The organism is Rhodococcus sp. LB1, assembly GCF_001583455.1.
GTDB lineage: Bacteria > Actinomycetota > Actinomycetes > Mycobacteriales > Mycobacteriaceae > Rhodococcus_F > Rhodococcus_F opacus.
Window position 1 is genome coordinate 228,499 of record NZ_LTCZ01000290.1, and the last position, 15,368, is coordinate 243,866.

A 15,368-nucleotide genomic window follows, 5' to 3' on the forward strand; every position below is an offset into this window, starting at 1 on the left:
GTGCCCGATGCTCTGACAACTTCCGTCTCCGATCCCGAATCCACTTCGCCGCCTGCTCGCCAGGACCGGCGGAGTGAGTACCGGACCGCTCGTCTGATCGCCATCGTCACCGGCCTCATCGGGTTCGTGCTGGCAGTGGCCACTCCGTTCATGCCGGTGCAGCAGACCACCGCAGCGGTGAACTGGCCGGAGAACGGCGTCATCGGCGACCTCGAGGCACCGCTGATGTCACAGGTGCCGGTCGACCTGTCGGCGGCGATCCCGTGTTCCGCGGTAGCCGGGCTGCCCCCGCAGGGCGGAATCCTGCTGGCCACGGCCCCCGCGCAGGGCGAGGGTGCGGCACTGAACGCGATGTTCGTACGAGTGTCGGACAAGTCCGTGGACGTGCTCGACCGCAACGTCACCATCGCGACGGCACCGCGCGAACAGGTGCAGTCGGGCGCCTGTGCCGAGATCCGCATCACGTCGAACATCGACGCGACGTCCGCCGAGTTCGTGGGTCTGACCACTCCGACCGGTGACCCGATCGCCGGTTCCCTGACCGGCGACCTCCGCCCGCAGGTGGTGGGCGTGTTCAGCGACCTCCGCGACGGGGCGGCACCGGCGGGCCTGTCGTTCACGATGAACGTGGACTCCCGGTTCTCGTCGAGCCCCACACTGATCAAGCTCGTCGCCATGATCGTGGCCCTCCTCGCCACGGCCATTGCCCTGGTCGCCCTCGGCCGCCTCGACGGCACGGACGGGCGCGGGCACCGCAACTTCCTGCCGTCGCACTGGTGGAAGTTCACCGGACTCGACACGATCGTCGTGGGCACGCTGGTGCTGTGGCACTTCATCGGCGCCAACACGTCCGACGACGGCTACCTGCTCACCATGGCCCGGGTCTCCGACCACGCCGGCTACATGGCCAACTACTTCCGCTGGTTCGGTGTCCCCGAGGCACCGTTCGGCTGGTACTACGACGTCCTGGCCGCGATGGCCAAGATCTCGACGGCCAGCCCGTTCATGCGACTGCCCGCCCTCATCGCCGGCATCCTGTGCTGGATGGTGATCAGCCGGGAGGTCGCTCCCCGCCTCGGCCGGTCCGTCCGGCGCAACAAGGTCGCGTTGTGGACCGGCGGCCTCGTCTTCCTCGCGTTCTGGCTGCCCTACAACAACGGCCTGCGGCCCGAGCCCATCGTGGCGCTCGGCGCTCTGCTCACCTGGTGCTCCATCGAGCGTTCCATCGCGACCGGACGTCTCCTCCCCGCGGCTGTCGCCGTCCTGATCGGCGCGTTCACGCTCGCGGCCGCCCCGACGGGACTGATGTGTGTGGCCGCCCTGCTCGCCGGCGCCCGTCCGCTCGTCCGGATCGTCGTCAAGCGCCACCGCCAGGTGGGGACGCTGCCGCTGCTGGCTCCGATCGCAGCCGCGGGCACGATCGTCCTGGTCGTGGTGTTCGCCGACCAGACCGTCGCCGCGGTGATGGAAGCCACCCGGGTCCGCACCCTGATCGGCCCGAACCTCGAGTGGTACAAGGACTTCCTGCGCTACTACTACCTCTTCGTCCCGACCGTCGACGGTTCGGTTGCTCGCCGCTTCGCGTTCCTGACGATGATCCTGTGCCTGCTGACGACGCTGTTCATCCTGTTGCGCCGCAAACGGATTCCCGGTGCCGCCACCGGCCCGTCGTGGCGTCTGCTCGGTGTCGTGTTCGGCACGATCTTCTTCATGATGTTCAACCCCACCAAGTGGACCCACCACTTCGGGGCGTACGCGGGCATCGCCGGCTCCCTGGCAGCACTCACCGCCGTCGCGGTGTCGGCGTCCGCGCTGCGGTCGCGCCGCAACCGCACGATCTTCCTCGCCGGACTGCTGCTCATGCTGGCCCTGACGTTCGCGGGCATCAACGGCTACTGGTACGTCTCGAGTTACGGCGTGCCGTGGTTCGACAAGACCGTCTCCATCGGCGGCCGCCAGTCCAACACGTTCTTCCTCGTCCTGTTCGCGCTGGCCGTCGCGCTGGCCGCCTGGCAGTACCTGCGTGAGGGATTCGCCGCGCCACCCGCCCGCGCCAACACCGAGAAGGGCAGGCGGATCCGAAAATTCGCGGCCGCCCCGCTCACCGTCATCGCCGGCATCATGGTGCTGTTCGAAGTCCTCTCACTCCTCAAGGGCGCCGTCTCCCAGTACCCGGCGTACTCGCTGGCACGTTCGAACTTCGACTCCCTCACCGGGCAGACGTGCGGACTCGCCGAGGACGTCCTCGTCGAAGGCGACACCAACGGCGGAAACCTCACACCCATCAACGATCCCGCGCAGCCGCTGGCGAACCCCGCCGACCCGCTCGGTGGAGCCGATCCCGTCGGTTTCTCCCCCAACGGGGTGCCGTCCGACCTGACCGCCGATTACGTCGAGGTCAAGCAGGGCATGGGCAACACCGACAACCAGAGCGTCGGGCCCAGCTTCGAGACCGGATCGAGCGCCGGAACCAGCGGCGGCACCGGAAACGTCGGCGTCAACGGCAGCACCGCCAAGCTGCCGTTCGGACTCGACCCCGGCACGACACCCGTCATGGGCAGCTACCAGGAAGGCGTGCAGGAACCGGCGACGCTGTCGTCCAGCTGGTATGCACTCCCCGAGCGCAGCGACGACACCCCGCTGATCGTCATGTCCGCCGCGGGCCGCATCTGGTCGGTCGACTCGACCGGTGCCCTCACCTACGGTCAGTCGCTGCTCCTCGAATATGGCAAGCGTCAGCCCGACGGCACCGTCCAGGCCCAGGGCACCTACCTGCCCAAGGACATCGGGCCCGCGCCGTCCTGGCGAAACCTGCGCGTCCCGATGAGCGAACTGTCCCCCGACGCCGACTCCGTGCGGATCGTCGCCAACGACCCCAACCTCACCGGCGACCAGTGGCTGGCCTTCACCCCGCCGCGGGTTCCGAAGCTCGAGACCCTCAACTCGACGATCGGCAGCTCGCAGCCGGTGCTGCTGGACTGGGCCGTCGGACTGCAGTTCCCGTGCCAGCGCCCGTTCGACCACCAGTACGGGGTCGCGGAGATGCCGAACTACCGCATCCTCCCCGACCGCCCGCTGGCCGTCAGCTCCACCGACACCTGGCAGTCCCCGGAGAACGGTGGCCCCCTCGGCTTCACCGAACTACTCGCCAGCGCCACCGCCATCCCCACCTACATGCGGGACGACTGGGGCCGCGACTGGGGCTCCCTCGAGCGCTTCGACCGGTACTACCCGGACGCCACCGCGGCCACGGTCGACACCGAGACCGCCACCCGGTCCGGACTATGGAAGCCGGGCACCCTGCGGGTGTACAGCAGCCCGTAGCCGGTCCTGCTCGCGCCTGCTCTGCGTGCGCCTTGCTTGCGGCGCCCGATGTCACACGCGTTCACTCTGACTGAACGAATGTCACATCGGGCGCCGCGCCGGGTGGTCCGAAACGGCGAAAAAGCTCCGTCGCCCGCGGAGTTGTCCACAACCTTCCGTCCATCCACAGGGCAATTTCCGACGTGGGCTTTCCGGCGACTGTCCCGATTCGCCCAGGGCATGCTCTGACCCATGCGACGAGGAACCTGGGCCGAAGATCTCTCTGCGACAGCCGCCGTCAGCCGCGACGGTGTGGTCCGCGCGGCCACCCTGGAACGGCTGGGTGTCGCGAAGGGCACCATCTCCGCACGCTGCACCGACGGCGGTCCCTGGCAGCGGATCCTCCCCGGCGTCGTCCTGCTCCACAACGGGCCGCCGACGACGTTGCAGCGCAATCTGGCGGCGCTCGAATACGGCGGTCCGGACGCGCTACTGTCGGGTCACGCCGCGCTCGCCGCGCTCGGCTACCCCTCGTCGGCGTCCCGGAACGACGTGCTGCTGCTCATCCCGTCCACCCGGCATCGCCGGGACTGGGCGTACGTGAAGGTCGAGCGGACGTGGCGCATGCCCGCACCGGTCCATCGCGGGCTCCTGCGGCTCGCTCCCCCGGTGCGCAGCCTCCTGGACGCCGGACGCCGCACGCTTCAGGCGGACAGCTGTCGGGCGCTCCTCGCCGGCGGCGTCCAGCGCGGCGACGTGACGGTCGACGAACTCGTTCGTGAGCTCGCGCAGGGCAGCGACCGCGGAAGCCGCCTGCCCCGGGCGGTCCTACGCGAGCTCAGCGACGACGCGCATTCCGTCGCCGAGGTCCACGCTCAGAAGTTGTATGCGACGAGCGGTCTTCCGCCGATGCGGTACAACGTGGACGTCCTGTCCGCCGCCGGCCTGTGGATCGCCCGTCCCGACGGCTGGCTGGACGACGTCGCCGTCGCCTGGGAGATCGACTCGCTGAAGTACCACTTCTCACCCGAACTCCACGAGGCGACGATGACGCGGCGGGCGCGGATGCAGCGCGAGGGCATCATCGTCGTGACGCACCTGCCGAAGCAGATTCAGGCCGATCCGGCGACGGTGCTCGCGGACCTCCGCGCGGCGCACACGCTGGCGGCGTCACGCCCACGGCCGCCGGTGTTCGTCCACACCGAACCGAAGCTGCGGTCGGCATGAGTCACCTACAGAGGCATCAGGTCGTGCTTGCGCGGGTTGCGCTGCACCTTCTTGTCGCGCAGCATCGTCAGCGCCTTACGGATCTCGAGCCGGGTGGTGGCAGGCTCGATGACGGCGTCGATGTAGCCACGCTCCGCCGCGATGTACGGCGTCGCGATGTTCTCGTTGTAGAAGTTGATCAGCTGCCTGCGGACCGCGGGAGCGTTCTCGCCCGCGGCCTCGATCTGCCTGCGCCCGATGAGGTCGACAGCACCCTCCGCGCCCATCACCGCGATGCGGGCGGTCGGCCACGCGAAGTTGATGTCGGCGCCCAGCTGCTTCGAGCCCATGACGGCGTACGCGCCGCCGTACGCCTTGCGGATCACGACCGTCACCTTCGGCACCGTCGCCGTCACGAACGCGAAGATGAACCGGCCACCACGCTTGATGACGCCGATCCGCTCCTGCTCGAGGCCGGGAAGGAACCCGGGCGTGTCGACCGCGAACACCAGCGGGATGTCGAAAGCGTCGCAGATACGGATGAAATGTGCGGCCTTGTCCGAGGCCTGCGCGTCCAGCGCGCCCGCCGCGACCAGCGGCTGGTTCGCGATCACCCCGACCGTGCGCCCGTCCACGCGGGCGAAGCCGGTGATGATGTTCAGCGCCACCTGCCCGCCGATCTCGTGGAACTCACCGTCGTCGAAGATCCGCAGCAGGATGTCGTGCATGTCGTAGCCGGCGTTGTCGGCGTCCGGGATGAACGTGTCGAGGTCGCGGTCGGAGTCCGTGATCTCCGGTTCGAGACCCGGGTTGACCACCGGCGGCTTCTCCATGCAACTCGACGGCAGGAAGCTGAGGTACTTGCGCACCCACTCGAACGCGGCCTTCTCGTCGGCAGCCACATGGTGCAGGTTGCCGTACTGGGCCTGGTTCCGGGCGCCACCGAGTTCCTCGAGGCTGACGTCCTCACCGGTGATCTTCCGGACCACGTCGGGTCCGGTGACGAACATGTACGACTCCTCGGTGGCCACCAGGACGTCGGTGTTGATCGGCGCGTAGACCGCGCCGCCCGCGCACTTGCCGAGGATCATCGAGATCTGCGGGCACATGCCCGACAGCGGTTCCTGCCGACGGCCGAGCTCCGCGTACCAGGCCAGCGACGTCACCGCGTCCTGCACCCGGGCACCGCCCGAGTCGTTGATGCCGACGCAGGGGCAGCCGATCTTGGCGGCGAACTCCATGATCGCGGCGACCTTGCGGCCGAACATCTCGCCGACGGAACCGCCGAACACGGTCTGATCGTGCGAGAACACCGCGACCGGGCGTCCCTCGACGGTCCCGTGGCCCGTGACGACGCCGTCGCTGTACAGGGCATTGGGATCACCGGGCTGGCGCATCAGGCCGCCGACCTCGATGAAACTTCCCGGGTCGAGCAGCATGTCGATGCGTTCGCGCGCGCTCGGAATACCCTTCTTCGCGCGCTTGGCGATAGCCTGTTCGCCCGCGGGTTCCTTTGCCGTTTCGAGCTTTTCGCGCAGTTCGGCAAGCTTCTCTGCGGTCGTGGTGGTCACTGATGCGCTCCGGTTCCGGCGGCCTGGATCGCCGCCAGCTTCTTGGTGAGGTCGGCACCGACCTTCGCGATGTACGGCTCGTCGACGATCTGGATGTGGTCGCCACCCACGTGGATGATCTCCAGGTTCTTCACCGCGTCGCCCCAGCCGCCGTCCGGCTTCCGGGTCTTGAACGCGGGCTCCAGGTTCATCACGTCGTCGTGGTAGCGGTCGGCCATGTACAGGACGACGTCGCCGTCGTACTGCTCCAGCTCGGCGGTCTGGATCGCCCGGTTGTCGAGCCACGACGTGCGCTGGTGCTCGATGATTCCACCCGGAATCTTCGTACCACTCAGCTTGAGCAGTTCCGTCAGGATCTTGATCTGCTCTTCGTCGCTCTCCGCCGCAGCGAGCTTGTCGTACGGCAGCGGGTAGTCCACGTTGTACGACTTCTTCGCGAACGCGGCGTACCGCTGCCAGCGCTTACGGATCTCGTCGGGGGTGTCCTCGACCTTCTCCCCGGCCATCACCGTGTCGATCAGGCCGACGATCCGAACGTCCGCGCCCGACTCACGCAGCAGCTTCGCCACCGCGTAGGCCAGCACACCGCCGAGCGACCAGCCGTACAGCACGTACGGTCCGTCACCCTGGATCTCACGGATCAGCGGCAGGTACTCGGCCGCCCGGACCTCGATCGGACCCTCGGTGCGCTCGAACCCGTACATCGGCGTGCCCTCGGGCAGACGCTTCAGCAGCGGCTCGTACGCGACCGTCGAACCACCGGCCGGGTGGAACACGAACACGGGGACGGCGTCGGATCCTTCCGGGCGGGGCCGCAGCGCGCGGACCAACCCGTCGATCTTGCCGGAATCCTCGAGGAATCCGCGCACCACATTGGCCAGTTCCTCGATGGTCGTGGAGTCGAGGACGTCGTCGAACGTGATCTCACCGTTCGCGCGTTCCGACAACCGAGCCGCCAGCTTCTCCGCCGTCTCGTCGTTCAGGATCGGCAGCGTGTTGAAGATTCCCTTCGCGGACTCGCCGGTGACGACGGCCCACGTGGCGAACGTCAGACGCTCGGCGGCGTCGCGCGGCGGAACGTCGGAACCTGTTGCGTCGGCGAACGCTTCCTTGCTGTCCACGGCGGCTGCCTCGGGAGCAGCGGCCGTCTCCGGGACCGGGGTGGCCGCGAGGATCGCCTCGGCCTCGGCTTCCACGGACGTGTCCTCGGCGTCGAGCGGGGAGCCGGAAGCCTCGGATTCACGAGCGGCCTCCGCGTCACGGTCGGCCTCCGCGGCCTCCTCCGCTTCCTTCTCGGCCTTCTGCTTGTCTGCCAGCGCCTGCACCTCTTCGCGGTTCTCGACCGCGTAACGCAGGTACTTGCCGACCTCCATCAGATTCGCGTCCCGGACCGCCTGCAGCTGCAACTGCGGGATATCGAACTCGTACTCGACGCGGTTCTTGATGCGGACCGCCATCAGCGAGTCGAGGCCCAGCTCGATCAGCGGGATCTCGGCGGGCAGGTCTTCCGGGGCGTAGCCCATCGACTCGGCGACGATCAGCGCCAGACGGTCTTCGAGGGTCTGCGACCCGTTCGGGTCCCACTTCTCGCCGATGTCCTCGACGACCTCGGGCAGCTCCTCCACCGGGGAGGTCGACTGCACCGGCGGCGCGACGACGGGTTCGGGCAGCGCCGCACCGGACGTGACGGCGGCATCGAACAGCAGCGTGAAACTCGGGCCGCTCTTCGCGTGCACCTGCAGCGACGCGCCACCCGGATGCGGGTTGAGCGTCGTGGTGAGCGTTCCCTCCGCGGGAGCGTGGGCGTGCAGAACGGACGCGGCGAGCGTCACGTCCGACAACACCTGCGACGCGGCGACGGTGACCAGTGCCGGCAGGTCGGTGACCGCGCCGGCCTGGACCTCCCACACGTGGCGGCCGTCGGGCAGCGACACGTGCGCACCGGGGACACGGGTGTTGCCGCTGGAATCGATGCGGGTCTCCACCCAGTACGGCTTGCGGATCCACGCAGTGCGCGGAACGGACGCGAAGTCACCCTCGGGGAGCAGCGACGACAGGTCGACGGCGTGCCCGTGCACGTACAGCTGGGCGAGCGCGGCGAGGACACCGAGCGGCTCGTCCTCCTTGCGCTTGAGCGTCTGGATGAGCTGCATGTCGTGCAGGCCGGCGTCGAACGCGGTGGCGGCCACCGACATCAGGGCCACCGGGTTGGGCGCCAACTCCACGAACGTGGTGTGCCCGCTGCCCACGGCGAGGCGGACGGCGTTGGTGAAGTACACACTGTGACGCAGACCCTTGGTCCAGTACTCCTCGCGGTGGATCGGCTCGTGGCCGGCGCGGTAGTACGTGTCCTGGTCGACCGAGGAGTACACGCCCAGCTTCAGCTTGGTCGGCTCGATGCCCGCCAGTTCCGCGGCCAGCTCGCCCAGAAGCGGATCGACCTGGGAGGTGTGGCTGGCACCCTTCGTCTTGAGGACGCGGGCCATCTTCTCTTCGCCCTCGGCGCGCGCGACGATGGCGTTGACCTCGGGCTCGGGGCCACCGATCACGGTGTGCGTCGGGGCCGCGTACACGCAGACCTCGAGGTGCGGGAAGTCGGTGAGGACGGTCTCGATCTCGGACGCGCTGTACTCGACGAGCGCCATCAGACGGATGTCGTCGCCCTCGAGCGTGGCCTCGGCCTCGCCCATGAGGCGGGACCGGGCGCAGATCACCCGCACCGCGTCCTCGAGCGGCAGACCACCCGAGATGTACGCAGCGGCAGCCTCGCCCATCGAGTGTCCGACCACGGCCTCGGGCTCGGCGCCGTGGTGACGCAGCAGGGCGGCCAGACCGATCTGGATGGTGAAGATGCCGACCTGGGAGGTCTCGACGTCGTAGTCGATCGCGTCGTCGAGGAACTTCTCCTTCATGGAGTAGCCGGCCTCGTCCTCGATCAGCGCGTCGACCTCGTCGATGGCGGCGGCGAACACCGGGTTCTCCAGGTAGAGCTGCTTGGCCATCTTGCGGTGCTGCGAACCGAAGCCCGACAGGACCCAGACGGCGCCCTTCGACGACGGCGAATCCGCCGAGAACACACCCTGCCCGGGCTTTCCGGCGGCGATGGCGCGCAGCCCGGTGACGGCCTCGGAGCGGGTCTTCGCCAGGACGACGGCACGCGAGCGGCCGTGGTTGCGGCGGGCGAGAGCGCGCGCGACGTCGGCGAGCGGAGTGGTGCTGCCCTCTTCGGTCTCCAGCCAGTCGGCCAGATCGGCGGCGGCCCGGCGGCGACGCGACGGCAAAGCGCCGGACACCGCGAGCACGACCGTCGGCTCGACGGCCTCGGACACCGATTCCTCGGTGGAAACAGCGGGCTCGGTGACCTCGGCCGCGTCGTCCGCGGCAGGTCCGGTGTACTCACGCACGACGACGTGCGCGTTGGTGCCACCGAAGCCGAACCCGGACACGCCGGCGACGGCCGTGCCGGTGTAGCGCGGCCACGCCGCACCCTCGGGAATGACCTGCAGATGCGCCTTGTCGAACGCGATGTACGGGTTGGGTCCGGCGAAGTTCAGCGTCGGCGGAAGCGTGTCCTCCCGCATCGACAGCACGACCTTGATCAGACCCGCGGCGCCTGCGGCGGCCTCGAGGTGACCGAAGTTGGTCTTGGCCGAGCCGAGCAGCGCAGGCTTGTCGTCGGCGCGGCCACGACCGACGACGCGTCCGAGCGCATCGGCCTCGATGGGGTCGCCGAGGATGGTGCCGGTGCCGTGCGCCTCGATGTAGTCGACGCCGGCCGGGTTGATGCCCGCGTCCCGGTACGCGTGCCGCAGGACGTCGGCCTGCGCGTCGGGGTTCGGAGCCGCGAGACCGTTGGAGCGGCCGTCCTGGTTGACCGCGCTACCGGCGATGACGGCGAGGATCTCGTCGCCGTCGCGCTCGGCGTCCTCGAGACGCTTGAGGACGACGAGGCCGCCGCCCTCGGCGCGGATCATGCCGTCGGCGTCGGAGGAGAACGCCTTGATGCGGCCGTTGGGGGCCATCACACCCAGCTGGTCGAAGCCCAGCGTGGCGGGCGGCGCGACGAGCATGTTGACGCCACCGGCGAGCGCGAGGTCCGACTCACCGGACCGCAGCGAGCGCACCGCCTGGTGCACCGCGACGAGCGACGACGAGCACGCCGTGTCGAGGGCGATGGACGGTCCGCGGAAGTCGTAGAAGTAGGAAACCCGGTTGGCGACGATGGACGTCGACGTACCGGTCAGCGCATACGGGTGCGCGTGGACGGGGTCGCTGACCGCGAGCAACTGGTAGTCGTTGGCCGAGCTGCCGATGAACACACCGACCTGCTCGCCCTTGAGGTCGCTGGCCGGGATGCGGGCGTGCTCGAGGGCTTCCCACGTCAGTTCCATCGCGAGGCGCTGCTGCGGGTCGACGTTCGCGACCTCCAGCGGGGACATCGCGAAGAACTCCGCATCGAAGGTCTTCACGTCGTCGAGGTAGCCGCCCTGCGTGTTGGCCTTTTCGACGGCCGCCTTGATCTGCGGGTCGGAGGTGAACTCCTCCCAGCGACCCGCGGGCAGGTCGGAGATGCCGTCGCGGCCGTCCGCGAGCATCTGCCACATCTCGGCGGGAGTCTTACCCGCACCGGGGAAGCGGGAGGCCAGACCCACGATCGCGATGTCGTGCGCGTCCGACGTCGGCACCGACGCGTAGTACGCGGCGTCCGCCGAGTCGTCGGGCTGCTCAGGTTCGCCCTCGATGATGCGGGTGGCCAGCGACGCGATGGTGGGGTGCTGGTAGGCGACCGTCGCGGTGAGCGTGACGCCGACCAGTTCCTCGATCTCACCGCTGAGCGCGACGGCGTCGCGAGACGACAGACCGAACTCTTCCATCGGACGGTCGTCGGTGATCTGACCGACCGGTTGCCCGGTTGCGTCGGCAATCCAGTTACGCAGCCACTCGCGCAGCTGCGCGACCGTCAGGTCACCTGTGCTGCTGGTCCGGTCATCATCTTTTTCAGCCATCAACTCACCAAGCTACCCGTCAGGAAGTGGACTATTCGGAAACGCTATCGGGGAAGGCCGTCTGCGTGTATCCGCCGCGCAGGGTGCCTTCGATGTAGCTCGCCTTGCACGCGCGGCGGGCGATCTTGCCGCTCGACGTACGAGGAATCGAGCCCGCGGGCACCAGCAGGATGTCGCGCGCGGTGACCCCGTGCCTGCTCGACAACGCCGCCCGCACCGTGTCGGCGATCGGCTGGGGATCGGCCTTGCCCGCACCCGGTGCGCGCTCGGCCACGATCACGAGCTGCTCGGAGGAGTCGCCCGCGTCGTAGTTCAGACCCGAGTGCGTGTTCTCGAACACAACCGCGGGCAGCTGGTTGGCCGGGACCGCGAACGCGGCGACGAAGCCGGGGCGGAGCGCGGTGCTCGCCTCCTGCGCGGAGTACTCGAGGTCCTGCGGGTAATGGTTGCGGCCGTCGACGATCACGAGGTCCTTGACGCGGCCCGTGATGAACAGCTCGCCGTCGATGTAGACGCCGTAGTCGCCGGTCCGCATCCAGTTGGCGTCCTCGGGCGTGCCCTCCGCGTGGCTGCCCTCGGCGAGCCGGTTGGTGAGCTTGTTGTGGAACGTCTCGGCGGTCTCGTCGGTGCGACCCCAGTAGCCGATGCCGATGTTCTCGCCGTGCAGCCAGATCTCTCCGACCCGGTCGTCGGGCTGCTCGATGCGCGACTCCGGGTCGACGATGGCGGCCCACTGGCTGCGCGCGACGTAACCGCAGGACACCTGCGGGATGGCGTTCTCGGCGTCCTGGTCCACCTTCACGACGCGACCGGCGTTGAGCTCGTCGCGATCGACGTAGATGACGCGGGCCTCGTCCGAGTGCCGGGTGGAGGACACGAACAGGGTGGCCTCGGCCATGCCGTACGAGGGCTTGATCGCCGTCTTCGGCAGGCCGTACGGCGCGAATGCCTCGTTGAACTTGCGCATCGACGACGTGGTGACCGGCTCGCTGCCGTTGATGAGACCGATCACGTTGCTCAGATCGAGGCTCTCACCGTTCTTCGGCAGACCGCGGGCGGCCGCGTGCTCGAACGCGAAGTTGGGTGCGGCCGCGAACGTGCCCGCACCGTCGGACACCGCTGCCAGTTCCTTGATCCACCGGTACGGCCGCTGCACGAACGCGCGCGGGCTCATGATGGTGATGTACTTGCCGCCCAGGGCGGGCAGGATGACGGTCAGCAGGCCCATGTCGTGGAACAGCGGCAGCCACGTGACGCCGCGCGAGTTCTCGGTGAGCTCGATGGAGTCGACCATCTGCAGCGCGTTCGTGCCGACGGCGCGGTGCGTGATCTCCACACCGGCGGGCACACGGGTGGAACCGGACGTGTACTGCAGGTACGCGATGTCGTCGAGATCGATCTCGGGGCGCACCCAGGACTCGCCGACGCTGTCGGGGATGGCGTCGACGGCGATGATGCGGGGGCGCTGGGCGGCGGGGAGGGACCGGAAGAACTGTCGAACACCCGCGGCGGAGGAGGTGGCCGTGAGGATGGCGGCAGGTGTGCAGTCACCGAGGACGGCGTGCAGACGGTCGGTGTGGCCGGGTTCGTCGGGGTCGAACAGCGGCACCGAAATCGTTCCGGCGTGGATGGCGGCGAAGAAGGAGATGACGTAGTCGAGACCCTGCGGCGCCAGGACCGCGACACGATCGCCGGGCTTCGTGACCTGCTGGAGGCGCGCCGCGACGGCGCGCAGGCGGTGGCCGAACTGTTCCCAGGTCAGCTCTTGCGCTTCGCCGTCTCGGTCCCGCGAATAGTCGATGTAGCGGTATGCCAGCTCGTCCGAGTTCTCCCGGGTGTGCCGCTGGACGTAGTCGACCAGCGTGCTTCCCGAGTCGAGCCTGATATGGCCCTTCTCGTCGATAAAATCATCGAACTTCGCGTTCATTCCATCTCCTCCGAAGCGATCACACAGGCATGCCACCGGCATGACTGCGCCCCAGACTTCCTTCGCCGAATCGGATCTTGTACAACTCGTGGGGAATGACGTAACACGCCACTCACCCGAATAAGTTCATCGATTCCAAACCATCGATATGTTACAGATTGGCATCGCCGCCCTCGGTACGCTGCGTCTACTCGCCCTTCAGTTGCGAGATGATCGGCGCGAACGCATCCATCTGTGTGGGGAACACACCGACGTAAGACATTGTCGTCTTTTCTCGCACCATGCGTATCTGATCGGCGATCTCCTCGAAGCTTCCGATCGCGAGATACGGCGAGCTCAGGATGTCTTCCACGGACAGCTTCGTGTCGACCTCGATGTTCGGCGGGAAGCCCTGATCGAGTGCGGCGAGCGCCATCTCGGCGGTCTGCTCACGGTCGTCGGTGATGACGATGGTGGTGATCGTCCAGTTCAGTTCGATGTCGTCGAATCGGTCACCGGCAGCTTCCCGGATCCGGTCGACGCGCTCCATCGTCTTCTCGAGCGTGACACCCGAGAGCAGGAGCTTGCCTTCCTTGCTGGTCGGCGTCGCCACGGAGATGATGTCGGCGTACTTGGCCGCGAGCGCCAGCATCTTGGGGCCGCCGCCGCCGACGGCGATCGGGGGACGCGGGCCCTGCCGCGGTCGCGGGCTGCCCGTCAGGCCCTTGATCTGGTAGTACTTGCCGTCGAAGTTGCACTCCTGGCCGCGCAGCAGCACGTCGAGGATCTGCAGGGTCTCCTCGAGCTTGGCGATCCGGATGCCCGGGCGCTCGTAGTCGATGCCGCCCTTGTCGAACTCTTCCTTCATCCAGCCGGCGCCGATGCCGAGTTCGAGGCGGCCACCCGACAGCACGTCGATGGTGGCGGCGTCCTTGGCGAGGATCGCCGGGTGCCGGAATCCGTTGGCCAGGACGGCGGTGCCGAGCCGGATCTTGTCCGTGGCGATCGCGAGTGCACCGAGCGCGGCGATCGGTCCCACCTGGTTACCCAGGTGGTCGGGGATCATGAAGCTGTCGAACCCGAGTTCCTCGGCCTTCTGCGCGAGCTTGACGAACCGACGCGCGCCGCCCTCGTCCGCGTTGCCCTCTCCGCCTGCCGCGAATCGGAACTTACGCAACGAGCTGGCGTCGGAACTCATGAATAGCTTCTCCTGTGGTGAAACGCCCGCGTTTCAGGACGTGAACATCGGTGGGGTCGGGCACCGGTGATGCCGCAACAGTGCAGCACTCTACCGGTGCCGAGAAACGCACACTACCGGCCAGTACGCGTCTCGCCTATCTGTTTGGGACGTTTCACGGCTCACCGACCACGGTGAACCCACCCGCCACAAAATCAACTGTGCGCCGGGGTCGGGGCGGCCTCGATCTTCTCGGCCGCCCATCCGGCGATCCACTGCGTGGCCGTCGTGCCGGAGTCGTCGACGACGTACGAGTTGTACATCGCGTGGACCGGGTTGTTGTTGTACTCGAGCAGACGCAGACCGCTTCCGATCCAGTTGCTCGGTTTCAACGCCTGCGCCGGGGCGTCGCAGATTCCGTCCGACGGGGCGCAGATCTCGACCGCCCGGTCGGTGAGATCACCGAAACCGCCGGGGCGGGGACCGGTCATCGTGATTCCCGGGATCTGCAGACCGGCCAGCGACAGTTCGGCGCCGACACCGGCGACCGGCTGCCCGACATTCGTGGCGGCGGCCGGGTCGCGGCGACCGTCGGCGATGAGCCCGACACCCAGCACGAGATCGGCCGGAACAGGACCGTCACCTGCACCGATGCTCGACGCGACATCACCGGCGATGACCGCGCCCTGGGAGAAGCCGGTGAGCAGGAAGCTGGTCAGCGGGCACTCGGCGTGACGACGGATCAGGATGTCGTTGGTGGCGGCGGTGCCCGCGCCGCGGCTGTTGTTGTACGACTGCTGCCCGTCCGGCGGGAAGGCGACCGGGTTGGAGAACTGCGCGACGTACGGAACCGTGTACACGTCGGCGCGCGACGACTCGAACTGCTCCTGCAACGGCCGCGACACATTGAGCATCAGCGACGCCGGGTTGGCCGACGGGTTGTACGGGTCGTCGGCGGCGCTGGACTCCCACGTGCCCGGGACGACCACCACCTGGACGTCGGGGCAGCTCGCCGGCTGGGCGTTGGGACGCTCGGGACCGGGCGGGGTCGGGATCGGCTTGGGCAGCCGCCCTGCGAGGAGATACCAGAGCGCGATCACTGCGACGAGAATCACCAGCAGGATCACGATCAGCACCGCCAGCTTGCGCAGGAGGCTGCTCTTCTTCTTCCGCGTTCCGCGCCCGGTCAACGACATCGG

General features: G+C 68.2%; 7 protein-coding genes. 2 read left to right on the forward strand and 5 right to left on the reverse strand.

Annotated features, from left to right (window positions below; translation table 11 throughout):
• Window positions 1-3,324 (forward strand): arabinosyltransferase domain-containing protein, encoded by a 3,324-nt coding sequence (locus AZG88_RS30590; protein WP_061700003.1) that lies wholly within the window; start codon window positions 1-3, stop codon window positions 3,322-3,324.
• 231 nt (window positions 3,325-3,555) lie between these two features.
• Entirely contained in the window at window positions 3,556-4,530 is a 975-nt protein-coding gene (locus AZG88_RS30595) for a hypothetical protein (protein WP_061700005.1), read from the forward strand.
• 5 nt (window positions 4,531-4,535) lie between these two features.
• Here AZG88_RS30595 and AZG88_RS30600 read toward each other — a convergent pair whose 3' ends face one another.
• From AZG88_RS30600 to AZG88_RS30620, 5 genes are all read right to left on the reverse strand, one after another.
• Window positions 4,536-6,080 (reverse strand): acyl-CoA carboxylase subunit beta, encoded by a 1,545-nt coding sequence (locus tag AZG88_RS30600; protein ID WP_005248832.1) that lies wholly within the window; start codon window positions 6,078-6,080, stop codon window positions 4,536-4,538.
• Window positions 6,077-11,086 carry a polyketide synthase Pks13 gene (pks13, locus tag AZG88_RS30605; RefSeq protein WP_061700007.1) on the reverse strand — a complete coding sequence of 1,670 codons (5,010 nt, stop codon included), beginning with the start codon at window positions 11,084-11,086 and terminating at the stop codon, window positions 6,077-6,079. The genes AZG88_RS30600 and pks13 overlap by 4 nt, the downstream gene beginning before the upstream one ends.
• Window positions 11,087-11,117: 31 nt before the next feature.
• Entirely contained in the window at window positions 11,118-13,013 is a 1,896-nt protein-coding gene (gene fadD32, locus AZG88_RS30610; protein ID WP_025431657.1) for a long-chain-fatty-acid--AMP ligase FadD32, read from the reverse strand.
• A gap of 187 nt (window positions 13,014-13,200) precedes the next feature.
• Window positions 13,201-14,190, reverse strand: a complete 990-nt coding sequence (locus AZG88_RS30615) for an LLM class F420-dependent oxidoreductase (protein ID WP_005248835.1) — start codon at window positions 14,188-14,190, stop codon at window positions 13,201-13,203.
• Window positions 14,191-14,384: 194 nt separating this feature from the next.
• Entirely contained in the window at window positions 14,385-15,365 is a 981-nt protein-coding gene (locus AZG88_RS30620; RefSeq protein WP_005248836.1) for a cutinase family protein, read from the reverse strand.
• Window positions 15,366-15,368 lie beyond the last annotated feature (3 nt).